The sequence below is a fragment of the Streptomyces noursei genome (assembly GCF_001646665.1).
GTDB classification, from domain to species: Bacteria; Actinomycetota; Actinomycetes; order Streptomycetales; family Streptomycetaceae; genus Streptomyces; species Streptomyces lavendulocolor.
Genome location: NZ_LWBU01000383.1, coordinates 41701 through 66704, shown reverse-complemented (window position 1 = coordinate 66704; position 25004 = coordinate 41701). Strand labels below are relative to the sequence as shown.

The 25004-nt window shown below is 72.2% G+C and carries 12 protein-coding genes; 3 read left to right on the top strand and 9 right to left on the bottom strand.

Annotation, left to right across the window (positions count from 1 at the left end):
- Nucleotide 1: 1 nt before the first annotated feature.
- The gene (locus tag A4V12_RS30550) at nucleotides 2-2959 is read left to right on the top strand and encodes a hypothetical protein (RefSeq protein ID WP_064072713.1); all 2958 of its coding nucleotides are present in this window, start codon (nucleotides 2-4) and stop codon (nucleotides 2957-2959) included.
- 79 nt (nucleotides 2960-3038) lie between these two features.
- Here the strand turns inward: A4V12_RS30550 and A4V12_RS30545 are convergent, their stop codons facing one another.
- The 6 genes from A4V12_RS30545 to gntD all read right to left on the bottom strand — a co-directional run bounded on the left by A4V12_RS30545 (nucleotide 3039) and on the right by gntD (nucleotide 19114).
- Complete coding sequence (locus A4V12_RS30545; RefSeq protein ID WP_064072712.1) at nucleotides 3039-4496, bottom strand: condensation domain-containing protein; 1458 nt, start codon at nucleotides 4494-4496, stop codon at nucleotides 3039-3041.
- Entirely contained in the window at nucleotides 4493-10300 is a 5808-nt protein-coding gene (locus A4V12_RS30540) for a non-ribosomal peptide synthetase (protein WP_064072711.1), read from the bottom strand. Before A4V12_RS30540 ends, A4V12_RS30545 begins: the two co-directional genes overlap by 4 nt.
- Nucleotides 10288-11697 carry a methylaspartate mutase gene (locus tag A4V12_RS30535; RefSeq protein ID WP_064072710.1) on the bottom strand — a complete coding sequence of 470 codons (1410 nt, stop codon included), beginning with the start codon at nucleotides 11695-11697 and terminating at the stop codon, nucleotides 10288-10290. The genes A4V12_RS30540 and A4V12_RS30535 overlap by 13 nt, the downstream gene beginning before the upstream one ends.
- The gene (locus A4V12_RS30530) at nucleotides 11690-12169 is read right to left on the bottom strand and encodes a cobalamin-dependent protein (protein ID WP_064072709.1); all 480 of its coding nucleotides are present in this window, start codon (nucleotides 12167-12169) and stop codon (nucleotides 11690-11692) included. The genes A4V12_RS30535 and A4V12_RS30530 overlap by 8 nt, the downstream gene beginning before the upstream one ends.
- On the bottom strand, nucleotides 12166-17934 hold the full coding sequence (locus A4V12_RS30525) for an amino acid adenylation domain-containing protein (RefSeq protein ID WP_064072708.1): 5769 nt from the start codon (nucleotides 17932-17934) through the stop codon (nucleotides 12166-12168). Before A4V12_RS30525 ends, A4V12_RS30530 begins: the two co-directional genes overlap by 4 nt.
- Nucleotides 17935-18028: 94 nt before the next feature.
- Nucleotides 18029-19114, bottom strand: coding sequence for a guanitoxin biosynthesis L-enduracididine beta-hydroxylase GntD (gntD, locus tag A4V12_RS30520; RefSeq protein WP_064072707.1), 1086 nt, complete (start codon nucleotides 19112-19114; stop codon nucleotides 18029-18031).
- Nucleotides 19115-19403: 289 nt separating this feature from the next.
- On the opposite strand from gntD, the gene A4V12_RS30515 reads away from it, so the two are divergent.
- Nucleotides 19404-20603, top strand: coding sequence for an aromatic amino acid lyase (locus A4V12_RS30515; RefSeq protein WP_159028961.1), 1200 nt, complete (start codon nucleotides 19404-19406; stop codon nucleotides 20601-20603).
- Between the two features lie 132 nt (nucleotides 20604-20735).
- On the opposite strand, the gene A4V12_RS30510 is transcribed toward A4V12_RS30515, so the two are convergent.
- The 3 genes from A4V12_RS30510 to A4V12_RS30500 form a co-directional block, all read right to left on the bottom strand.
- A complete protein-coding gene (locus tag A4V12_RS30510) occupies nucleotides 20736-21848 on the bottom strand; it encodes a prephenate dehydrogenase (RefSeq protein ID WP_064072705.1) in 1113 nt (370 codons plus the stop codon).
- Between the two features lie 4 nt (nucleotides 21849-21852).
- Nucleotides 21853-22923 (bottom strand): methyltransferase domain-containing protein, encoded by a 1071-nt coding sequence (locus A4V12_RS30505; protein WP_234372388.1) that lies wholly within the window; start codon nucleotides 22921-22923, stop codon nucleotides 21853-21855.
- Nucleotides 22924-23017: 94 nt separating this feature from the next.
- Nucleotides 23018-23614, bottom strand: coding sequence for an LmbU family transcriptional regulator (locus tag A4V12_RS30500; protein WP_199831428.1), 597 nt, complete (start codon nucleotides 23612-23614; stop codon nucleotides 23018-23020).
- Between the two features lie 362 nt (nucleotides 23615-23976).
- Here A4V12_RS30500 and A4V12_RS30490 point away from each other — a divergent pair, with 362 nt between their 5' ends.
- Entirely contained in the window at nucleotides 23977-24999 is a 1023-nt protein-coding gene (locus A4V12_RS30490; protein WP_234372387.1) for a LuxR C-terminal-related transcriptional regulator, read from the top strand.
- Nucleotides 25000-25004: the final 5 nt, after the last annotated feature.

The window sequence follows — 25004 nt, the reverse complement described above, 5'->3', positions numbered from 1 at the left end:
GATGCCCACCGCACCCCACCCCCAGAGCACCGACGAGCTGTACCAGGCGCTCCAGGAGAACGACCGGCGCCCCTACGGCCGCATCCGCACCGTCACCGCCGAGGAACTGGTCGACGCCGCCGAACGGTTCGAGGAGCCCGTCGTCCTCGTCCACGCCCTCCTGGAACTCCAGGAGGCCTACACGTACGGCTCCGAACCCCGGAAGTCGCCCGTCGTCTTCGCCCGCCTGCTCACCCTCTTCGACGAGCAGCCCGACGTCTTCGACGAGCGCCTGCGCCACATGCTGTTCTGGCGCTTCAAGTGGGTGGCCAACGCCCTGCGCCAGCTGCCCGAGGTGCCGCTGACCGCCATGCGCCAGTGGCTCACCGAGATGCGCGACCGGTACGAGAAGGCCGGCCTCGGCCTCCAGCCCTACTACGGGCAGGCCTACCAGCTCGCCGCGCACACCGGCGAGGACACGACCCTCGCCTACGAGCTGTGGGCCGCCCGCAGCCGCACCCGGCTGAGCGACTGCGAGGCCTGCGAGATCTGCGAACGCGCCCGCCACCACCTCGCGGCGGGCGACGACGAACGGGCGCTGCGCGTCTGGGAACCCGTACTGGCCGGCAAGGAGTCCTGCCAGGAGGAGCCCGCCAGGTCCGTCTCGTACGCGCTGCTGCCCCTGCTGCGCACCGGCCGCACCGACCGCGCCCGCGAACTGCACCTCGCCGGCTACCGCGCCTGCCGCCGCAACCCCTCGATGTCCGGGGAGGTCGGCCGGCACCTGGAGTTCTGCGCGCTGACCGGCAACGAGGCACGCGGCCTCGAACTGCTCGCCGAGAACCGCACCCTCTTCGACGAGGTGGACTCGCCGCTGGACCAGCTCGACTTCCTCACCGGCGCCGAGGTCCTCCTGCGGCGCGTCGAGTCCCTGGGCCACGGCGGGCTGCCGGCCGCCGGCCGCGCGGGCCGCGCCTGGACCGTGAGCGACCTGTGCGCCGACGTACGGCACCGCGCCGACGACCTCGCCGCCCGCTTCGACGCGCGCAACGGGACCAGCCACCACACCGACCGCCGCAGGGCCCGCCTCGACCGCGCCCCGCTCCTCGACGCGCTCGAACTGACCCTGCGCACCCGCGGCCTCGACGACGTGGCCCCGGCTGCCGCGCCCGTCACCCCGCGCGCCGCCACCTCTGCCGCCGCCCCGGCCGCCGATGCCGCCGCCGCGCCCGAGACGCTGCCCGAACTCATCCTGCGGGCAAGGGCACTGGACGCCCAGGGGCACCCGGACGCCCAGGCCTGCTGGGAGCGCCTGCGCACCCTCGCCACCGCCCGTGACTACGTCCACCCCGACGACCCGGCCGTGGGCCCGCTCGTCCGCCTGCGCGCCGACCTGCTGGCCGACGAGGCCGGCCGGACGCGCGACGAGGAGTACGCGGCCGCCGCCGCCCTCCACGAGGAGGCCGCCGGCCTGTACGAGGACGCCGGGGAGCCGGGCGACGCCGCGGTCGCCCACGCCTGCGCCGCGCTCGCGCAGGCCGAACTCGCCACGGAGGGCGCCGAAGACCCCGTGAAGGCGGCCGCGTTCACCACCGCCCACGCGACCCTGGTCCGCCTGCACCAGGAGACGCCCGGCCTGGCTCCGCACCAGGAGGCCCGCCTGCTGCGCATGCGGGCGACCTCGCTCGGCCTGCGCCTCCAGACGTCGAGGGACGAGGAGCACATCGCGCCCGTCTTCGCCGAGCTGGACCTGCTCCACACGTTCGCCGTCCGGCACGACATCCTCACGCAGATCTCCGGCGCCCTGCTGCTGCGGGCCAGCACCCACGCCATGACCGGGAACCTGCCCGCCGCGGTCACCGAGGTCGACGCCCTCCTCGACCGGCTGAGGACGCGCGGCCCCGCCTGGCACCTGCCGCGGACCCTCGGCCTGCGCGGCCGGCTCCAGCTCGGCCTGCGGGACGCCCGAGCCGCCCACGCCGACCTGTCCGAGGCCCTGCGGCTGGCCGCCGACTGGCCCGCCGACGCGGTCGACACCGTCCGCCTCCACGGCGACCTGGCCGAGGCCTGCATGCACCTGGGCCGCCCGGACGAGGCGCTGCGGCACCTGACCCGCTCCGCCGAGCTGGACCTCCGCCGCGGCAACCGCACGGACGCGTACTGCACCTACAGCAACGCCGCCCAGCTCAGCCTGGACCTGGAACGCGTCGAGGACTGCATCGCCCTGCTCGACTCCCTCCTCGCCGAACCGGACGTCGCCGCCGGTGAACTGGACGACCGGCTCGTCGCCCAGCTGCGCCTGACCCGCGCCCGCGCCCTGCACGCGGGGGAGGACCTCAAGGCCGCCACGGCGGAGTTCGTCGCCCTCGCGGCCGAGTCGGCCGGCTGGGACGACGACCCCGGCAGCCACGCCATGATCGCCGGCGAGACGGCCGTGCTCCTCGGCGAGTCGGGGGACTTCGGCCGGGCCCGCGAGGCCGCGGACCAGGCGCTCGCCGCCCACGCGAAAGCCCCGCGGTACGAGCAGATCAGCAACTGCCTGCGCGAACTGGCCCGCCTCCAGTCCCAGCAGCAGGGCCCAGAGGGCCTTCCGGGCGCCCTCGCCTTCCTCGCCGACGCCGGCAAGGTCGCCGACGCGGCGCGCGCCGTCGGGTTCGAGGCCCACGGCCGCTCCCTGGACAGCGCCCTCGCCTACGAGTACGGGCGGGTGAACGCCTACGCCGGTGCGTACGACGACGCGCTGGCCGCCCTGGACAAGGCCCTCGCCCTGCTCGGCGAGCCCGGCCCGGAGGAGGACGGCGCCGGCGAGTGGGCCGAATGCGTACGTCTGGCGGGCGTGGTGGAGGGCATCTACCTGGAGCGCCCCGCCCCTGCCCTGACCCGCCTCGACGCCGCCCTCACCCGCCTGACCGCCCTGGGCCGCACCGAGGAGGCCGAACCGCTGACGACCCTGGCGTCCCGGCTCCGCGACGAGGCGTGAGCGCCGGGTGCGGCGGCGCCCGGCCGCAGCGGGAGCCCCCCGCCCGGCCGGCCGCCGCCGCACCCTCATGGCTGGTGGTTCACGGCCTGCCACGAACGGTGGGGGAGGGTGACCGGGCGGCCCACAAGGCGACGAGGTGATCCTCGATGTCGTTCCATTCGGTGAGCAGCCGGGTGCGTTCCTCCGCAGACAGGAGTTCGACGGACGCGACCGGCCGGTCCGGGTGGACGGCCGCCGCCCGGACCAGGCGGACGAGGCGTTCCGCCATCGTCCTGGCCGATTCCTCCCCGAAGAGGTCGGTGGAGTAGTGCAGGGAACCCGCCATGCCGGCACGGCCGGCGGAGGCGGCGGGCACCGGGTCGGACGCCGAGAAGACGAAAGCCAGGTCGAACTTGGCCACCCCGGTGTCGACCTCCTCCACCACGACCTCCAGGCCGGGCAGCGAGAGGTCGTTCCGGCCCGCGTTCTGGTAGGCCAGCATGACCTGGAACAGGGGGTGGTGACTCAGGGACCGGGCGGGCTTGAGAGCGTCGACCAGACGGTCGAAAGGGCAGTCCTGGTGGGCGTGGGCCGACAGGTTCGTCTCCCGGGTCCGCAGGACCAGCTGACGGAACGTCGGGTTGCCCGAGGTGTCGGTCCGTAGCACCAGGGTGTTGGTGAAGAACCCGATCAGGTCGTCGAGGGACTCGTCGGTCCGTCCGGAGAACGCCGCGCCCAGCGGGACGTCCGTGCCCGCTCCCAGGCGGGTGAGCAGCGCGGCGACCGCCGCCTGTACGACCATGAAGACCGTCGTCCCCGTCTCCCGCGCGAGGGAGACCAGGCGCGCCTGGGTCTCCTCGTCCCAGCCGAAGGGGACACGGTGCCCGCGTCCGGTCGCCATGGGCGGCCTGGGACGGTCCGCGGGCAGCGCGAGCACTTCCGGGGCCCCCGCGAGCTCGGCTCCCCAGTAGGCGAGGTGGGCGGCCATCTCACTGTCCGGGTCGTGCTCGTCCCCCAGGACCTCCCGCTGCCACACCGCGTAGTCGGCGTACTGCACCGGCAGCGGCTCCCAGTCCGGAGCGGCACCGGCGAGGCGGGCCGTGTAGGCCTCGGAGAGCTGGCGGGTGAGCGGTGTCGAGGACCAGTCGTCCGTGGCGATGTGATGGATGAGGATCGACAGAATGTGCTCGTCGGGTGCCACGCGCAGGAGCGTGGCGCGGACCGGAGGGCGGTCGGCGAGATCGAACGCGTACCGCACCTCCTGCGCGAGCACCGCGGGGAGGTCGTCGGGTGCGACGGGGCGCCGGTGGAGAACGGGCCGCGCCACGGCGCTGTCGAGAACGTGCTGAGCGGGTTCCCCGTCGACGTCCGGGAACACCGTTCGAAGGCTCTCGTGGCGGGCCACCACGTCAGCGAGGGCATCCTCCAGCGCGCCCGGGTCGAGGGGACCGGTGAGGCGGAGCACGAGGGGCACGTTGTAGGTCGGACCCGGGCCGGCCACCTGGTGGTGGAACCACATCCTGCGCTGGGCGTACGACAGCGGGACACGGGGACTCACAGGGCCTCCTGCTTCACGGCACGCGGACGCAGCGACGGCCGGGCCTTCCTGGCGCTCGCCGAACGCTCGGCGAGCGCGGCGACGGTGGGGGTCTCGAACACCGCTCGGACCGGCAGCTCCACTCCGAGCGCCGTGCGGATCCGGCTGATCAGCCGGGTGGCGAGGAGGGAGTGGCCGCCCAGCGCGAAGAAGTCGTCCTCGATGCCCACCCGGTCCACGCCGAGCACCTGGGCCATGAGCGTGCACAGCTTCTCCTCCCTGGATGTGCGGGGGCCGCCACCGGCCCCTCCGGCCGCCGGTCCGGGCGCCGGCAGCCGGGCCCGGTCCAGCTTGCCGTTGCGGGTGAGGGGCAGCGCGTCCAGCACCATGTACGCCGACGGCCGCATGTAGTCCGGCAGGTGGGCGGCCGCGTGCGAGCGCAGCTCGTCCTGGTGGACCACCGCTGTGCTCCCCGATCCCTTCGGCGGCACGACATGGGCGACGATCCGCTTCGTGCCCCTCTCCCGGTCGTCCTCCCGCAGGGTCACGGCGGCGCGGCCGACCGCCGGGTGCCGTTGCAGCACGGCCTCGATCTCCCCGAGTTCGATGCGGAACCCTCGCAGCTTCACCTGGTCGTCGGTGCGGCCCACGAAGTCCAACAGGCCGTCCGGGGTCCAGCGCACCAGGTCGCCGGTGCGGTACATCCTTGTCCCGGGAGGGCCGAAGGGAGCGGCGACGAACCGTTCGGCGGTGAGACCGGGCCGGGCCAGGTAGCCACGGGCCAGGCCCACTCCGCTGACGTACAACTCGCCCTTGACACCGGGCGGGACCGGTCGCAGCGAGCGGTCGAGCACATGGACCCGTGTGTTGGGCAGCGGCCGGCCGATGACGGGGCCGGTGGTGTCGGACATCCGGGCCCAGAGGGTGTCCACGGTGTACTCGGTGGGGCCGTAGGTGTTGTAGCCGCGGACGCCAGGAGTGTCTCTGAGCAGTTGCCACTGGGCCCGGGTGACGGCCTCACCGCCCAGGGCCAGCACACGGGGCCGGGTCGAGTCGTCACTCAGGAGCCCGTGCTCCACCAACTGGTCGAAGAACGACGGTGGTACGTCCATGAAGTCGATGCCGGCACGTTTCACATGGTCGACGAACGCCGAGGGGTCACGGCGCGTGTCGTCGTCGATCACGTGCAGTTCGTGGCCGGCCGCCATCCACAGCACCGGGGCCCAGGAGGCGTCGAAGGAGGTGGCTCCCGCCAGCGCCGCCCGGAAGCGGCGGCCGCCGGCCCGGGCGATGTCCGCGGCGTACAGATCACGGAAGTAGTGGTGGTAGAGGTTCGCCAGACTGCGGTGCTCGATCACCACCCCCTTGGGACGGCCGGTGGACCCCGACGTGTGGATCGCGTACACCGGGTGAGAGGGGAGGAGCGGTGCGAGACGGTCCCCGTCCGTGGGGCCGGTCGTGGGCGCCGCCGCCAGCGCGGACAGGGTGGCGGCCGAGTCCAGCACGATCGTCCGCCCCCCGGGGCGTTCCCGCAGCACGGTCCCGGTAGCCGTGTCGGTCAGGACGGCGACCGGACGGACCTCGTCCAGGACGGTGGTGATCCGGTCCACCGGGTGGCCCGGGTCCACGGGGACGTACGCGGCGCCCGACTTCACCACCGCCACCAGCGCCGTTACGAGGTCCGCCGACCGGGGCAGGGCCACGGCCACGTACCGCTCCGGTCCGGCACCCGCGGCGATCAGGAGATGAGCCAGTTTGTTCGCCCGCGCGTCGAGTTGGGCGAACGTCAGCGCCGTCCCGCCGGACACCACGGCCGTGGCGTCCGGCGTCTCGGCCGCCCGTGACGCGAACATCTCCGGCAGCAACTGGACCGGCTCCTCGCGGGCGGTGCTGTTCCACTCGACGAGCATCCGGTGCCGTTCGGCCGCGTCCAGAAGGTCGGCCGAACCGATCGGCTGGTCGGGGGCGGCCGTCAGCCGGTCGAGGAGACGCACGAACCGCCGGGCGAACCCCTCGGTGGTGTCCCGGTCGAACAGGTCACTGCTGTACTCGACGGCACAGGCCAGGCCGCCGCCGGTGGTGTCCCGCAGGTTCACGGCCAGGTCGAACTTCGCCGTTCCGGTGGTGAGGTGGACCGGCCGGACCTCCAGGCCGGGGATACGAGCGTCGCCGGGCAGCGCCTCGTCGTGGCTCAGCATCACCTGGAAGAGCGGGGCATGGGACAGGGAGCGCGTCGGGTTCACCGCCTCGACCAGCAGCTCGAACGGTACGTCCTGGTGGGCGTAGGCGCTGAGGGCGGCCTCGCGCACCCGAGTGACCAGTTCGCGCAGCGTCGGGTCGCCCGAGGTGTCCGCGCGCAGCACCACCGTGTTGACGAAGTAGCCGACCAGGCCGTCGAGCCGCGGATCGCTGCGGCCGCCGGCGGGCGTGCCGACGGGAATGTCGCACCCGGCGCCCAGCCGCGTCAGCAGCGCCGCCAGCACGGCGTGCAGCACCATGAACGGCGTGGCGCCGGTCCTCCGGCCCAGCTCCTTCACCCGGTCGTGCAGTTGGGCGCTGATCTCGAACGGCACCGAGCCGCCACGATGGGAGAGGGCGAAGGGCCGTGGCCGGTCGGTGGGCAGCTCAAGCAGCTCGGGCGACCCGGCGAGGACCTCCTTCCAGTGGCCGATCCGGCGCGACACGAGGCTGCCGGGGTCACTCGTGCTGCCGAGGCGGTCCCGCTGCCACAGCACGTGGTCGACGTAACTGACGGGCAGCGGCTCCCAGTCGGGAGCCCGTCCCGCGACGCGAGCCGTGCAGGCCCGGATGAGGTCACGCATCAGCGGGCTCATGGACAGGCCGTCGGTGACGATGTGGTGCATCGCCACCAGCAGCAGGTGTTCCGAGGCCCCGGCCGAGAAGACGGTGAAGCGCGACGGTGGGACGTCGCCCAGCGGGAAGGGTACGCGGAGGGCCTCGGTCGCCGCCCGCGTCAGTCGGTCGTCGGCCCCCGGCCCGGCCGCCAGGCGGACGGACACCAGGCCGGGGTGGCAGCCGGCCGGCATGACCTGCTGGTAGGGCTCGCCGTCGTCGCCGTGGAAGCAGGTCCGGAGCGTCTCGTGCCGGTCCAGCACGTCGCCCACCGCCCGCTCCATCGCGGGGAGGTCCAGGTCACCGGAGAGCCGCAGGGCCAGCGAGGAGTTGTAGACGGGGCCCGCGTCGAGGCGGTGCAGGAACCACAGCGCACGCTGGCCGGGAGAGAGCGGGATCCGCTGCGGGCGGTGCTCGGCTCTCGTCAGGGGCGGTGGAGCGGTGGCCGGGGCGGCCTTGTCGAGCAGGTCGGCCAGCGCCCGTACCGTACGGGCCCGGAAGACGTCGCCGACGGTCGCCTCCAGGCCGAGCGTCGTACGGATGCGGTCGGCGAGCCGCAGGGCTGCCAGGGAGTGCCCGCCGATCTCGAAGAAGTCGCGGTCCGCCCCGACCCTGCCGGAGACCCCGACGACTTCGGCGACCAGGTCGCAGAGCGCCGCCTCGCGCGGTGTGTCGGGCGGTGCGCCGATGTGCTGGTCCGACCGGTGGTGTCCGGGGACGGGAAGCCGTGCCGTGTCGACCTTGCCGTTGGGGGTGAGCGGTATCCGGTCGAGGACGACCACGACCGAGGGCACCATGTGGTCCGGCAGCCTGCCGGACGCGTGGGCTCGCAGATCGCCGGCCGTCGGCGTCCGCCCGGCGGTGGGCACCACGTAGGCCACGACGCGCCGGCCACCGGCCGGGTCGTCGGCCGCCACGGCCTTTACCTGGCCGACCGCCACGTGTGTGGACAGGGCGTGCTCGATGTCACCCAGTTCGACGCGATGGCCGCGGATCTTGACCTGATGGTCGCGGCGTCCGGCGAACTCCAGCTGTCCGTCTCCTGTCCAGCGGCCGAGGTCACCGGTGCGGTACATCCGCGAACCCGGATCGCCGAAACGGGCTCCGAAGGGGTCGGCGACGAAGCGGGCGGAGGTGAGGCCGGGACGGCCGGCGTAGCCACGCGCCAGGCCGGGGCCCGCCACGTGGATCTCGCCGACGACGCCGGGGGCGACCGGACGCAGCCGGGCGTCGAGGACGTACATCCGGACGTTGTCCATCGGCCGCCCCAGGGGCAGTGCTCCGGCCGGCAGCGGATCGCCCGGAGGGACGTGGTGCTCCGAGCAGTTGATGGTGGTCTCGGTCGCGCCGTAGACATGGAGGACCTTCACTCCCGGGTGACGGGCCCTCCACTCGTTGAGGACCTCTCCCTGAAGTGCCTCACCGCCGAGCATCAGCTCCCCGGTGGGCGACAGGCTCTCCGGCAGCGCCGCCAGCAGCGGCAGCGCACTGGGGGTCGCCTTGAGGAAGTCGCATCCGTCGGGCGCGGCCGGGTCCTCGGCACTCTCCGCGTCCAGTGTCGCCACCCACACGCGGCCCCCGGCGGCGAGCGGCACGTGCAGGGAGGTCACGCTCAGGTCGAAGGAGACGGACGAGTGCCACAACGAGGTGCCCGTGACGCTGCCGTAGGACCGGGTGGTGCACCGGAGGTAGTGCGCCAGGGAACGGTGCTCGATGACCGTGCCCTTGGGGCGCCCCGTCGATCCGGAGGTGTAGATCACGTACGCGGCGTTCGCCGGGCGCAGCGGGGCCCGGCGCTCCTCGTCGGTGAGGTCCCCCGCGGGGAGCGCCGACACGGCGGCCGCCGTCGTGGGGTCGTCCAGCAGGACCGTCGTGGCCGCGCCGCGGTCGTCCGGGCGGAGCAGTCCGACACCCTCCCCGGTGGTGAGCACGCAGACCGGCCGGGCGTCGTCCAGCATCGTCGCGATGCGTTCCGCCGGGTACCCGAGGTCGACGGGGAGGTAGGACGCCCCGGCCTTGAGCACGGCGAGGAGGGCCACGACCAGCCCCGCCGAGCGGGGCAGGGCGACCGCGACGACGTCGTCGGGGCCGGCGCCGCGTCCGGCCAGGAGGCGGGCCAGGCGATTGGCGGCCGCGTGGAGCTGGGCGTACGTCAGGTCGCCGTCCCCGGACGTGACGGCCGTGGCGTGCGGAGTGCGGCGGGCCTGGGACTCCAGAACGGCGACGGCGGTGCTCTCGGGCACGGGGCGGGCGGTATCGTTGAAGCGGTGGAACAGCCGCTCGTACTCGGCGGTGGTGAGCACCTCGACGGCGCCGAGCGGGCGGTCCGGATCCTCGGAGCCCTCGGTCAGCAGCCGGACGAGCCGGCCGCCGAGCAGCTCGGCGCTGTTGGGGCGGTAGAGGTCCGCGTCCGCGTCCACCACGATCTCCATGCCCCCGTCGCCCCGGACACCGGTGACGCGGACGTGGAGGTCCGGCATCGGGGCGTACGGGGCCGGGTGTTCCGGCTCCTCCGGTCCGCCGCAGTACAGCTGGAACAGGGCGTGCCGACGCTGCCCGGCGGGCATGCCCAGCGCTTCGGTGACCTGCCGGAAGGGAGCGGAGTGCGCGCGCGCCGAACGGTCCGCGTCCCGCACGCGGCGCGTCAGCTCGGCCAGGGTGGGTTCTCCCGAGCAGTCGACCCGCAGCAGCACGAACCCTGCCGGACCGTGTCCCGTCGCTCCCAGGGCGAGGTCCTCACCCGCGCCGAGCCGGGTCAGCAGACCCACCAGTGCGGCCTGCGCCACGGTGACCACACCGGTGCCCTCCCGCTCGGCGAGCGCGGCGACGGCCCGGTGGGCGCGCGGCCCGACGGTGAGGGTCACCGCGGTGCGCAGCCCGCTGGGTTCGGCAGGGGGCGGCCCGTCCGTGGGCAGGTCGAAGAGGGCGGGCAGGCCCGCGAGTGTGTCTTTCCAGTACGTCAGGTGGTCCATGTCCGCTCCTGTCCGAGGGGGCGCCGTGCCCGACCCTGGTCACGGCCGGCGAAGTGGTTGATGTCGCGGGTGATTTCCTCGATCAGTCGCGTCCCCGTCCGGGCGCCGTCCCGGCCCAGCAACCTCTCGTTGCGGTCCGTGGCGGCCCGGGAGAGGGGGAGGCCGCCGGTGGAGAGGTAACGCAGGGCGCCGCTCGCGTCCCGCTTGGGCACGACCTCCGACCGGGCGTGGACGCTGGCGCTGAACGGGATGTCGAGCCGGCCCGCGCGGAAGGCCGCGGCGATCTCGTCCTGGAGAGCGCCGCCACCCAGCAGCGGATCGAGGATCTCGCTCACCTCGCGCTGTATCCAGTACGCCTCCTCCTCCACGCGACCTTCGTCCAGCGTGATGAAGTCGAGCAGTTCCGACAGCGCGAGCGCCGAGGTCCTCATGCCGTGGATGTTCGCGTCGGCGTCCGGGATGCCGTGCGCCTCCCGGCAGGTCTTGCTGACGATCTTCGTGGCACCGCCGAGCCGTCCGGTCAGGGCACCGTGGAAGATCAGCGCCTCGGCACGGCCGGCATCCTCGGGGAAGACCCCCATGAACTGGTGGAGGACGGGGAAGACCTCGACCTCCGGCGGCAGGTAGCGGGCGGCCAGCGCCCGCACCGACCGGAGGGCGGCCACGTCCTGGTGTATCTCGCCGCCCTGGGGATACGCGATCGACACGCAGCGCACCCCTTCGGCGGTCGCGGCGATCGCTTCGATCAGAGTGATCGCGAGACTGATCGACGGGGGCACGAGGACCGCCGTCAGGGTGCCGAACAGCTCGCGGTCCACCACGACCCCGGACCGGGCCAGTTCGCCGCACGCCCGGTCCACCCGCCGCCACGCCCGCAGCGACCGCTCCAGTGGTACGTCCTTGGAGTACGGCAGGTTGTAGGAGATCCCGCCGCCTTCGAAGGACGTGATTCCCGACGCGACCGACACGGCGAACAACAGACGGGCGTCCGGTGAGCCGTGCCGTACCTCGAGCGGGGCGGCGACGCTCGCGTTCAGCTCCCGTCCCCGCTGCCAGCCGTGGGCGACCAGCGGGTAGCCGTTGAGGTGGCCGGGGTTGTCGCGGAGTGTCGATGCCGCGGCGTCGAAGTGCCCCAGCCGGGTGTGCGAGTCGATGGTGACGCTGAGGATCCCCGGCGCCGCGCCCGCTTCCAGCTCGCGCAGCAGATCCAGCATCGCGGAGTGCCCGCCCACTCCGCAGCGCGGCTGGATCACCGGAGTACCGGAGCGGTGAGCGGCGCGCAGCACATCGGGCACCGACTCCTTGGCGAGCCCGGCCAGATGGTGCATCAGCTCCTGCCGGCCGGGCAGTTCGGCGACGGCCGCCGGGGGGAGGCCGAGAGTGTCCTGATCAAACATGGAGAGGTCCGGTGACGGGGGCGGAGGCCCGGGGCGGCTGGAGGGAGTCGAGCAGTGGAGTGAGGTCGTCGGGATCACCGACGATGTGGTCGACCCCGAGGCCGAGCAGTGCCTGGCGTGCGGTGGCCGTTCCGCGGCCGCCGACGGCGAGGTTGCCGCCGAGCACCAGGGGCACGTTCAGCCGGCCGGCCGCCCGCAGGGCGGGCAGGCGCTGGAGATCCTCGTACGCATGGCCGTTCAGGCTGCCGACGAGCACGGCTTCGGCGCCCGGGTTGGCGTCCAGGGCGTCCGCGAACTCGTCCAGCGGCGTGCACACTCCGAGGTTGACGACGAGGAAGCCGTCGTGGCGCAGACGCATGGCGATCAGCTGGTTGGCGACCGCGTGGGCGTCGCTGGCGGCCACCCCGAGGATGACCTGGCGGCCCCGGCGGTCCGGAGCGTGCGGGACCGCGCGATCGGTGTACGGGCTCATCCGGCACACCCCGGACGGGACGTGTCCGTGGCGGTCGGTGTGCGGGCGGCGAGTGCCCGCGCCACCATGGCGCCGATGCGGGCCAGCGGCTCCGGACGCATCATGTCCAGGTGGGCACAGTCCACTTGGTGCTCGGTGACCGTACCGGTGACGAACGGCAGCCAGTCCTGCCACACGGGCGCATCCGCCTCCCGTTCCCGGATGGCGGTGACGAAGGTCATGTCACCTTCGAACCGCTTCGGCACGAAGTCACGCATGGAGGCCGCGTTGCGGAGCATCGAGCGGTGGACCGCCGCCACCTCCTCCTCGTCGAGGGGCACCGACACACCCGCGAAACGGCGCAGCTCGGCGGCACGGTCCTGCGGCGCACCGGAGGCGACCGGCGTGTACCGCCCGCTGTCCCGGCCGCCTTCCACGGGGTAGCCGTCCAGCACGCACAGCAGGCCGACCTCCTCGCCCAGTTCCTGCAGCCGTACGGCCATCTCGTGCGCGACGAGGCCGCCGAACGACCAGCCGAGCAGGTGGTAGGGACCGTGCGGCCGCAGTGCGCGGATCCGCCGGACGTAGTGGGCCGCCAGGTCCTCGATGCCCTCGCCCGCGCTGGCTGGGTCGAGCAGGGCCGGGTCCTGGAGTCCGTACACCGGACGGCCCTCGCCGACGAGCCGTGGCAGACCCGCGTAACACCAGCTGGTCCCGGCGACGGCGTGGACGCAGAACAACGGGTCCTCGGTGCCGCCGGTACGCAGCGGTAGCAGTGTCTCCAAGCCGCTCGTCGAGCGTGGCCCGTCGGCGGGTCCGTCCAGCGAAGCGGCCAGACCCGCCACGGTGGGGCTGTCGAACAGCCGGCGAACCGGCAGCTCGACGCCGAGGGCGTTGCGTACGCGGCTGATCAGCCGGGTCGCCAGGAGCGAGTGTCCGCCCAGGTCGAAGAAGCTGCTGTGGATGCCCACTTCGGGCACCCCGAGCACTTCCGCGAACAGTTCGCTGAGCAACTGCTCCCGTACGGAGCGAGGTTCCTGCCCGCCCGGGGCGGCCGGTCGTGGGATCGGGAGGGCCCGGACGTCGACCTTGCCGTTGGCGTTCAGCGGCACCACGTCGATCTGCACGCACTGCGCGGGCACCATGTAGTCGGGCAGCAACCGTGCCGTGTGCTCGCGCAGTGCGGAACCGTCGATGCCGTCGGAGGTGGCCGGTACGGCGTAGGCGATCAGCCGGCGCTGTCCCGGCCGGTCCTCGTGCGCGACGACGACGGCCCGGGACACCGAGGGGTGGTGGGTGAGTGCGGTTTCGATTTCGCCGGGTTCGATGCGGAAGCCGCGGATCTTGATCTGGTCGTCGGTGCGGCCGAGGTAGGTGAGGTTTCCTTCGTGGGTCCAGCGGGCGAGGTCGCCGGTGCGGTACATGCGGTGGCCGGGGCGGTGGGGGTCGGCGGTGAAGCGTTCGGCGGTGAGTGCGGGTTTGCCGGTGTATCCGCGTGCGAGGTGGTCGCCGGCGATGTAGAGCTCGCCGGGGACGCCGGGTGGGACGAGGTTGAGTTGGGTGTCGAGGAGGTAGATGTGTACGCCGGGCAGGGGGCGTCCGATGGTGGGGGCTGCCGGCCAGGTGGCGGGGTCGCCGGTGAGGATGGTGGAGGTGGCGTGGTGGGTCTCGGAGGGGCCGTACTGGTTCTCCAGCACCACCCCGTCCAGAGCCGAGAGGAACGCCCGCGTCTCCGCCGACAACCGCAACGGCTCACCGCCGACACTGATGTGCCGCAGCGCGAGGTCGGTGGCGCGCTCGCTGAAGGAGACGGCCAGCTGTTCCAGTTGCCCGGGCGAAAGGTACATCCGCTCGACGCGCTCGGCCGCCAGCAGTTCCAGGAGCCGCTCGGCGTCCCGCCGGGTCTCCTCGTCGACCAGCACCAGCCGGTCGCCCCGCAGCAGGGTGACGAACACCTCCTGGAGCCATACGTCGAACCCGTGGGAGGCGAGCTGGGCACAGGAGCGCGGCGCCACCCGGTGCACACGTTCCCGGTATCGGTCGAAGCGTACGACGTTGGTGATGGTGCTCCAGTCGACGGCGATGCCTTTGGGGGTGCCCGTCGATCCGGATGTGTAGATGACGTACATCAGGGACCGCTCGTGGCGGAGGACCGCCGTGGGGGGCTGCGTCGTGTCGAGGGGGCCGGCCGGCCCGGTGGCGGGGTCGTACTCCACGACGGGGCAGCCGTCCGCCGGGAGGGCGGCCCGGTGTGCCGGGCTGGTCAGCACTACGCGTGCGCCCGCGTCGCGCACCATGTGGGCCAGCCGGTCCGCCGGCAGTTCCGGGACGAGGGGCAGACAGGCGGCGCCGGCTTTCAGTATGCCCAGCAGGCCGACCACCGCGTCCACACCCCGTCCCAGGCAGGCGCCCACCACGTCCTCGGGTGCCACTCCCGAGGCGCGCAGCACACCGGCCAGCCGCTGCGCCCGCGCGTTCAGCTCCCCGTACGTCAGCCGCTCCGTGCCGCACACCAGCGACACCGCGTCCGGCTCCGCCGCCGCACGAGCCTCGAACAACTCCAGCGGATGGCCCACCGGTCCCTCCGCCGGCCCCTCCGCGTGCCCCGCGGCGGACGGCGCCAGGCTTCGTGTCAGGCGGGACACCCGCTCCCGCGGAGCGTCGGCGACGGCCCGGCACAGGGCGACGAAGCCGTCGGTCAGGCGGCGTACGGTCTCCGGCTCGAAGAGATCGGTGCTGTAGCAGACGGAGCCCGTGAACCCTTCCTCGCTCTCCTGGAGCTGCATCTCCAGATCGAAGCGCGTCTGCCCCAGGTCCCTGCTCACCCGCTCGACCGACCAGCCGGCCGGTCTGGCGTGCTCGTCGGCGGGGCTGAGGGCGAACACGATCTGGAACACGGGGGTACGGCTGACGTCCCGCTCGGGTGCCAGCTCCTCCACCACCCGGTCGAAGGGCACGTCCTGGTTCTCCTGGGCGCTCAGGACGACGGCCCGCAGCCGCTCCAGCAGCTCCACGAACGAAGGGTCCCCGGTCCAGGTCAGACGCAGCGCCATCGTGTTGACGAAGAAGCCGACCAGATCCTCGAGTTCCGGCCGCACGCGTCCGGCGACCGGTGATCCGGTGACGACGTCGGCGGTGCCGGTGCACCGGGCGAGCAGGATGTCGAAGACGGTGAGCATGACCATGAACGGTGTGGCGCCGTGTGTCCGCCCGATGCGGCGCAGGGCGTCGGCGGTCCCGGCCGGGACGGTGAAGTCGATCCGATGGCCGCGTCCGCTGAGGGCCCGGGGCCTGGGGTGATCGGTCGGCAGCCCGTGCAGGTCGGGAGCGCCGTCCAGCAGCTCCTTCCAGAAGCGCAGTTGTTCCTGGGTGCGTCCGCCGCTGTCCAGCCGGTGCTGCCAGGCCGCGTAGTCCGCGTACTGGACGGCGAGCGGGCGCAGCGGGTCGGGCCGGCCGGCCGCGTAGGCGTCGTAGAGCGCGGACAGGTCACGCCAGATGACCTCCATCGACCAGGCGTCGACGACGATGTGGTGGAGGTGGAGCACGAAGCAGTGGTGGTCGTCCCCGAGGCGGAAAAGCTGGGCCCGGACGAGGGGCCCGGTCCGCAGGTCGAACGGCCGAGCCGCCGCCGCGTGCGCCAGCCTCCCGGCCTCGTCGCGGGCCGCGCGGGTGCCCATGGCCGTCAGGTCGGCCGTCTCCCAGCCGATGTCGGCCGTGGGCGCGATCACCTGGTACGGGTCTCCGCCCCTGGTGGCGAACGTGGTGCGCAGGACCTCGTGCCGGTCGGCCACCGCGTGCAGTGCCCGCCGCAGCAGTGCGGGGTCGACCGGGCCGCGGATGTGCCACATCTCGCTGACGTTGTACGCCGCCGAGCCGGGTACCAGCTGGTCGAAGAACCACATCCGCCGCTGCGCGAAGGACAGGCGGGTGTCGCCCGCCTCGCGGGGAACGACCGTGGCCGCCCCGTCCTGTTCCGGCGCCACCCTCGCCCCGATGACCTCGGCGAGCCGCCTGACCGTGGGGCTCTCGAAGAGGTCGCGTACGGAGACGGTGGCGTCCAGGGCCGCGCGCGTGCGCGACACCGCCTGGGTGGCCAGCAGGGAGTGCCCGCCGAGCTCGAAGAAGTCGTCGTCGACGCCGATGCCCTCGACCTTGAGCAGGCCCTCCCATATGTCGACGAGCGCCCGCTGCACGGCGTCGGTGGGCGGAGCGTGCGTGCCCGTGCGCCGCCGGGATCCGGAGGGCGCCGGCAGGGCGCGCCGGTCGACCTTGCCATTGCGGGTCAGGGGCAGGCTCGCCGCCTCCACGAAGGCCGACGGCAGCATGTGCGCGGGCAGCCGGTCGCGCAGGAAGTCGAACAACGCGGTGTCGCCCGGCGCGCGCGCCGGGTCGGTGGGGACGACGTGCGCGGCGAGCCGGCGCGTACCGGGCGGGTCCTCGTAGACCGCGACGGCTGCGTCGTGCACGTCCGGGTGGTGGGTGAGTGCGGTTTCGATTTCGCCGGGTTCGATGCGGAAGCCGCGGATCTTGATCTGGTCGTCGGTGCGGCCGAGGTAGGTGAGGTTTCCTTCGTGGGTCCAGCGGGCGAGGTCGCCGGTGCGGTACATGCGGTGGCCGGGGCGGTGGGGGTCGGCGGTGAAGCGTTCGGCGGTGAGTGCGGGTTTGCCGGTGTATCCGCGTGCGAGGTGGTCGCCGGCGATGTAGAGCTCGCCGGGGACGCCGGGTGGGACGAGGTTGAGTTGGGTGTCGAGGAGGTAGATGTGCACGCCGGGCAGGGGGCGTCCGATGGTGGGGGCTGCCGGCCAGGTGGCGGGGTCGCCGGTGAGGATGGTGGAGGTGGCGTGGTGGGTCTCGGAGGGGCCGTACTGGTTCTCCAGCACCACCCCGTCCAGAGCCGAGAGGAACGCCCGCGTCTGCGGGGTCAGCGCGAGGGTGTCCCCGGAGACGAACACATGGGTGAGAGCCAGGCTCACCGGCCGCTCCGACCAGGAGATCGCGAGCTGGGCCAGCAGGGCCGGCGGGAGGTACATCCGCTCGACGCGCTCGGCCGCCAGCAGTTCCAGGAGCCGTTCGGGGTCCTGGCGTACGGCTTCCTCGACGAGCACCAGCCGGCCGCCGCGGACCAGGGTCGCGAAGATCTCGAGGAACGAGACGTCGAACCCGACCGACGCGAGCTGGAGGCAGACCGACGGGGTGTCACCCAAGTACTGGTCCCGGTATCGGTCGAAGCGTACGACGTTGGTGATGGTGCTCCAGTCGACGGCGATGCCTTTGGGGGTGCCCGTCGATCCGGATGTGTAGATGACGTACATCAGGGACCGGTCGTGGCGGAGGACCGCCGCCGGGGGCTGCGTCGTGTCGAGGGGGCCGGCCGGCCCGGTGGCGGGGTCGTACTCCACGACGGGGCAGCCGTCCGCCGGGAGGGCGGCCCGGTGTGCCGGGCTGGTCAGCAGTATGCGTGCGCCCGCGTCGCGCACCATGTGGGCCAGCCGGTCCGCCGGCAGTTCCGGGACGAGGGGCAGACAGGCGGCGCCAGCTTTCAGTATGCCCAGCAGGCCGACCACCGCGTCCACACCCCGTCCCAGGCAGGCGCCCACCACGTCCTCGGGTGCCACTCCCGAGGCGCGCAGCACACCGGCCAGCCGCTGCGCCCGCGCGTTCAGCTCCCCGTACGTCAGCCGCTCCGCGCCGCACACCAGCGACACCGCGTCCGGCTCCGCCGCCGCACGAGCCTCGAACAACTCCAGCGGATCACTGTCGTACCGGTGAATGCCGTTCTTCCTCATCGTCCACGCTCCGTGAATCCCGTTGTCTGCGCCACTGGTCGCCACGCGCACGCGGGCCGTCCGACCGTCCATGTCTCCGGCCCGAACGTTCGAGTCACGTGAGCGCACGTCCATGAGCGGAGTGGCGCCTGCCGTCCGCCCGGCGGAGGTCGGCGAGGACGTTGACGCGGCGCAGCCAGCGGTCGCTGCCGTCGTACCGGGCCTTGAAGGGGCGGCGGCCGTGCACGGCCCGCTTGTTGTCGATGATCAGCAGGTCCCCCGGCCCGATCACCACGTCGCGCAGATTGGCGTCGATGCCCGAGATCAGCGTGCGGAGCGCCTGCGCCGCTTCGCCCTCGTGCAGATGGTCCGGCATGAAGGCGGGGTCGACGCAGACGGTGGGCGCCTCGGCCGATCCGGACAGCACGGCGGTCCGCCGGGGCTGCTCGCAGAGCTCCGCGATCTGTCTGAAGGCCTCGGCCGTGCGGCCGTCGTCGGCGATTCCGACGGTGGAGTCGTTGAAGCCCGCGGTGTGCGACTCGTCGGGAAGGATCACGTAGTGCTCCTCGAAGAGGAGTTCACGCGTGGACGGATCCAGCGTGATGTCCTGGACCGGGGCGAAGGTGGTCGGCACCTTGTCGTGGTTGCGCAGTGCCAGCAGCATGATCCAGTCGGCCCGCAGCGGGTGGAAGGCGTCCTCGTTGTGCCACTCGAGGTTGCCCGTCGAGCTGGATCCGAGTTGCTGTTCCTCGTGCCCCGCGATGGGGAACAGGTCAAGGACCATACGGCCGCGCTGTTGCGTCATGTACGAGACGGGGTCGCCCAGCAGCGATCCGAGCAGCAGCAGGAGAGCTGAGGCTCGTTGCGCCTCCCTGCTGGCGGGCTCGTCCCCGTAGGTGGTGGGAGTCGGACCGGCCTCGGCCTCGTCGATGGGCAGGTTCGCCAGCATCAGCCCGCCGTACGGCTGCCCGGTGAGACGGAAGGTCGTCAACTGCGCCTTGACGCGCAGTGGCACCTCGTGGGCCAGGAGGGCCAGATGATCGAGCCGCTGCTCCAGCGGAATTCCGGGGCACACGTCCAGCACGGCATCGGCGATCTCCTGAAGGAGGGCGCTCTCGGCCGGACTCAGTTCCAGACACGGAACCCCGTCGGCGGCGCGCGGAGTCAACTCCTCCGCGAGAGCACCGGAAATGCTGTCCATAAAGCCGTTCACGAAATTTTCCCCCTTGAATCTATTGGCATCCACCTTCCCTGACTTACGTGAGGTCATGGCCAGGTGCCGTTCATCTTCCGAGCGCTTGATCCACCACGAACGTACCGGGCGGTCACCGCTCCTTGGTTTTTCCGGTGGGAATTCTGGCAGGCTGGACCACCGATATCGTCTCGCCGGCGAGACACCTCTGGGATCGGCGTGCAAAACGTCGGAAGAAGCGGGGACGGATATGATCGGCATTCACCGGCGGGCGGAGCCGTGGGAATCCTTGTGCCCCGTGTCCGCTCTGCTGTCGTGGTCCGGCTGGGGGCGCCGCGTCATCCCGGGGCGGTACTGCCCGCCGTTCGGCCGGGGCGTGTTCGAGAGTGCTGGGCCGGCACCCGCCCGGAGCGCTGTGCCGGAATACCCGCGGGACGCGGACGTCCAGCCTCCGGATGTCACCCGCACCATGGTCTGGCTCCTGCTGAGCCGTACGCCGACGCACGGTACCGGCCATGACGCCACATGGCACAGGGCGCTCGCGGAACAGTGGAACCGGGAGTTCACACCCGTGGTCCCCCGGGGCCCCGGCACCGGTGCCGGCCCCGGTGGGCAGCCACTCGCCCACGCCGCACGAGCCGCGGCCGGCCACGGTCTGGCCTGGTGGAGCGACGGGAGGGGCACCTGGCGCAAGGTGCCGGCCGCGGACGCACTCCGCCGGCTGGGCCTCGACCCCGCCCACCAGGCCGGCCGAGCCGCCACGGTGCTCGCCGACGGGCTCCCCGGACTCGCCGAGGCGCTGCACCACCATGTGAGCCTGCGGGCCCTGGTCCTCGCGAACACGCTGGGTACGCGACGGCTCCTCGCCCTGCTCGGCCACGGGACGGAACGGCCTCACCCGGTGGCCGAGCAGGGTGAACACGTGCTCGGCGCGCCGTACATCATGCGGCGCTCCTGGCAGTTGGTGCTCGCATCGGTCGACCACGTCACCACGGAGGGCGCCCGGTTGACCCACGCGGCCATCCACGACGCGCAGCCGCCGGCGGGTCACGCCGCACAGCAGTTGACGTGCCTGCACCGCTCGGCCTTCCTCGCCGGGAGGCAGCAGGCGCTCCTCCTCGATCCGCGGCACAACGGGGGGATATCGCTCTTCGCCGCCTCCGGACGGAGCACCGCCCGCGGACGCTCGGACCTCCCCGGCACCGTCCGGGAACACCTCACAGTGATCAGGACGCACTGCCACACCGTGAAGAGTGCGACCGGCGCCGCACCGGAACGCACGGCCGAGGTCGCGGACGCCCTGCAACGGGCCTGGTGGTGTGCGGCCGCACTCTTCATGACGCTCACGGACCTCTGCCGCCGGACCGGCGCGCAGCCCGACGCCTCCGTGTGGCGGGGCATGGCCGGCCTGTGGACGTCGTCCGGCGGCAATGAGCCGTCCGGCGACGAGGTGGCGCGCGCCGCAGGATGGCTCGAACGAGAACTCCTCGCCCCGTAGCGCTTCGTCGCGTACCGACCGGCTACTCGCGCCTGCTGCCGCGCCCCAGCCCGCCCGCCGCAGGAGCGGACGGGATCCGGGGGAACGGCCGCCGCCGTTCCCCCGGACCGGTGCGACGCCGGACGGGGGCTCCTACGGAGCGGCCGGTGACAGGAGCCCCTGCACGTCCCAGTTTCTCGACCGCAGTTCCGCCGCGAGGTCGTACAGCCGGTCGCGCACCACGAAGACCCGGACGCGGCCCGCCCGTCGTTCCGTGGAGTGCTCGATGTCCACGTCCTCGATGTTGCATCCGACGGCCGCCACATCCCCCAAGAGCCGGGCCAGTTCGCCGGGGGCGTCGCCGACGGCCACCTCCACGGCCGGAAACGCCGGCTCCGGCACTCCGTACCTGCCGGGGATGCCCGAGCGCCCGTCGGCCCCCTTCTGCAGTGAAAGGCTCAGCCGGTCCCCGCCACGCGTGCGCTCACTTCCTTGCCCGTTGTCATCGGCCAACGCCCTGAGGGCGTCCGCCGCTTCGCGCACATCGGTGGCGAAGGCGTCCAGGGCGGCAGCCACCGGGCCCGCGTTGGCGGCGAGCACGTCCGCCCAGAGCGCCGGGTTGCCGTCCGCGGTCCGGGTGATCTCCCGCAGCCCGGGTCCGGCCAGCCGCAGCACCGATTCGTCCAGGTCCGACAGCCGGGCGGCCGCGAGACTGCACAGCAGATGAGGGGTGTGCGAGACGAGTGCCATGGCCCGGTCGTGCGTCTCCGCGTCGAGGAGCACGGAGGTCGCGCCGCACAGCGCCACCAGCTCCAGGGCGCAATTGAGCGCCTGCGTACTGGTCGTCTCGCTCGGTACGAGGACCCAGGGCCGGCCCTCGAAGAGGTCGGCGCGGGCGGTGAGCGGTCCGGACCGCTCACCGCCGGCCAGCGGATGTCCGCCCACCACGGACGTGAGGTCGCAGCCGAGGGCCTCGGCCTCCCGGCGGGGCAGGGACTTCACACCGGCGACATCGGTGTAGAAGCGGGCGACCCCCTGGGCCTGCAACGATGCGAGCACCGGCGCCACCTGGGTCGGCGGGACCGCGACGACGGCGAGGTCCACCACCTCCCGGGGCATCCCCGTCGTCCCCGCCCCGAGCGCCTCGGCCGTCCGGGCCGCCCGGGGATCGGTGTCGATCAGGTGGGTGACGGTGCCACCGGCTCGTAACGCCAGGGCGACGGACGTGCCGATCAGGCCCGTACCCACGATGGCCGCGCTGCGCACGGACCTAGGCCTGCGGCACGAGGTCGTAGAAGCACATCCGCGGCCCCGCCGTGGCACGGGTGAGGACACGACGGCAGGTCAGCCCGGTCTGCTCGAAGATCGCCGCCCACGCCTTCCTGTCGACCGGGAAGCCCTGGTCGGTCAGGACGTGCATGAGGAAGAAGTCGGAGTCGTTCTCCCGGTCGTCGTAGAACGGTTCGGGCTCTCCGATGAGCAGCATCTTCTCGCCGGTGAGGTAACCCGCGTAGGCGTCGAGGATGTCCACCACCGCCTTGTCGCCGTCCCGGAAGTGCTCGTGCAGCACCCCGATCCCGCTGATGACCTCCGCTCCGTGACACACTTCGGGCCAGGTCGTGGGGTCGAAGGCATCGCCCACCACGAACTCCAGACGGTCCTCGAGGCCGTGCCGGCGGGCGAGGTCGCGTGCCACCTCGACGGCCGCGGGAGCGATGTCGAGACCCACCCCGGTGATCTCGGGGTCGTTGAGGCAGGCGTCCACCAGGAGCTGCCCGGCACCACAGCCCAGATCCAGGATCCGCTTGGCACCCCGGTCGCGCATGGCCTCCAGGATGATCGGCGTGTAGTACTTGGCGAACACGGTGCCGCAGTGCCGGCTGAGCGGACCGTTGCTCCGGTGCACGTCCGTGCCGTACACGGCGGTTCCCGTCAGCAGGTCCGCCGTGCGCCGGGTGACCGGACCGTACGCCTCCACGTAGAAGCCGAGCCGTGCCAGTGAGATCTCCGACGTCAGCAGCTTCCCCTTGTGCGTGAGGAAGTACGAGCCGTGCCACTCCTCCAGGAGACCGCGCACGACGAGATAGCGCAGGACGTTCTCCCCGATCCGCTGGTTCATACCCTCCAGGAGGCCGGACTCCACGCTCCGCCTGCCGTCACGCAGCCTCTCGAGGATGCCCGTCTCCGCGACCGCCTGGATGACGTGACACAGGTGCATGGCACTGATGAGTTCCGGCATCGACGAAGTCTGGAACTGCTGCCAGGTGTCGATCAGCGATTCGTCGCGGAGTTCCAGGATCTCGGTCCCATTGGTCCCCGCAGCACTGCGTATGCTTCCCACAGGTATTGCACTCCTCCGCATTGTCTTCTTGCTTACCGAGTTGTCGAACGGACACGTTCCCCGCGCGGGATGTGGGTGGCCTGGGCCGGAAGGGTCACACCGCACTGTCGAGGACGGTGGACATCCATTCCGTCAGGCTCTTGCTGCTCCGTTGCGCGGCCTCTTCCCAGCGCTTGACGCGCGCCTCCTCGAGCCGGAGGCTCAGGCTGATCTCCGCCCGCGCCGCCGACGGCTCGTCCGGCGCGGTGCTGGCCTTGATCTGCCTGCGCAGCTCGCTCTTGGACCACTTCAGCCGTGCGGCGAAGTCCAGCCAATGGTCCTGCTGGTCCTCGGGCAGCGACGCCACTTCCATGTGGTGCTGGAAGGTCAGGTCGGCCCGCCTGCGCCGCGGGACGAACTTGCGGGCCACCCATGCGTAGTTCCGCAGGGTCTGGTAGTCGAGCAGTGTCTCCTTCATGGCCCGCTGGTATCGATCGCGATACTTCTGCTGGCCGAAGACGAGCCAGTCGCCTATCCACCACGCCGACGAGTCCGAGACCGCGAGGATCTGGTCACCGATGCGGCACCACTTCTCCAGTGGCAGGTCTTCCGGGAGCCGCAGTCGCGTGCGTTCCGCGCAGGCCGTCAGTTCGGTGGCGAAGATTCCCGTGTGATTCCGGGCCGGCGTCCCGGCCGATACCTTGGTGTCCATCACGGAACTCCAAACGCTGGTTTCGTCATTGAGCATGCCGAGGGAGACGTGGGAATCAGCTGGCGAATGTGGATGTCGGATCTGCGTGGGAAGAGAGAAGAGGCGTCGTCCTGGGCTCGGTCGGCCCCCATCCGGAGTCGGCCACGACGGCCGTCCGGCCGGGCTGGTCGAACGAGGCGGTGATGGGGGCGGAAACCCCGGCGATGACGACGGACAGAACGACAAGCTTTCCGAAGTACGTGTTCACAACAAATTCCCCCTGTAATCGGGGAGTTGGCGATCCACTCCCTGGCCTCATGCTGTCGCCCGCGAGCGGCCGACAGTAAGAAGGGAACTCCTGCACGAATGTAAGCTGCATGATTGTGAACGACGTGCAACTGTGTTCAAAACCGGACAGATGTGGCAGTATCGCGGAGCTGGAGCCGTGCGAGGCGGCGCTGAATCTCTATCGGAGGGCGCTGGCGGAAGGCAGCCTGCCGGTGCAGGACAGCCGTCCGTGCCTCACGGCCCTCCGTCTGGTGAGCCGGAGACCCACCGAGCCGGACGTCGTCCACCCCGTCCCGCCGACAGCGGCCGCGGTGTCCGTCTTCCGCCCGCTCAAGGAGCAGTTGGACCGGTTCCACCGGACCGAGCAGTCCCTTCAGGCGGCGTTCGCGCGGTTCGACGCCGTCTACAACGACACCAGGACGCGGGAGGAGCCGGCGTTCACCCTGCTCGTCGGGGCAACCGCCATCGGCGACACCCTGGAGGCGGCCGTGGACGCGTGCCGCGAGGAACTGCTGACGGCCCAGCCCGGAGGCGGCCGTCCCGTCGAACACCTCGGCGACGCCCTGGACCGCGACATGCGGCTGCTCGCGCGGGGAACGCATCAGCGCACCATCTATCAGCACACGGTGCGCGCCCACCCGCCGACGCTCGCCTACATCGAGCAAGTCGTCGCCGCAGGTGCCGAAGTCCGTACCGCGGCGGAAGTGTTCGAGCGCCTCATCATCTGTGACGGCAAGGTCGCGTTCATCCCCGTGTCCGACGACCGGGGCGCCGCGGCGCTCGAGATACGGCACCCGGCCGTCGTCCGCTTCCTGGCCCAGACCTTCGAGCGGGACTGGGCGCGCTGCATCCCGGTGGACGAACAGAGCGTCGCGGACCGGCCGGCGGCCGTGATGTCCGACACCCAGCGGACGATCCTCCAGGCGATCGTCGCCGGCGAGACCGACGAGTCCATAGCCCGCAAGCTCGGTATGAGCCGCCGCAGCGTCGCGGTGCATGTGCGCCGGGCCTCGGAGCAGCTGGGCAGCCGCAGCCGTGGCCAGCTCGGCTATCTCATCGCCATGTCCGGCGTGCTCGGCGACAGCCCGGACCCGCCCACGGGTCCGCCGTCCGCATGACAGGC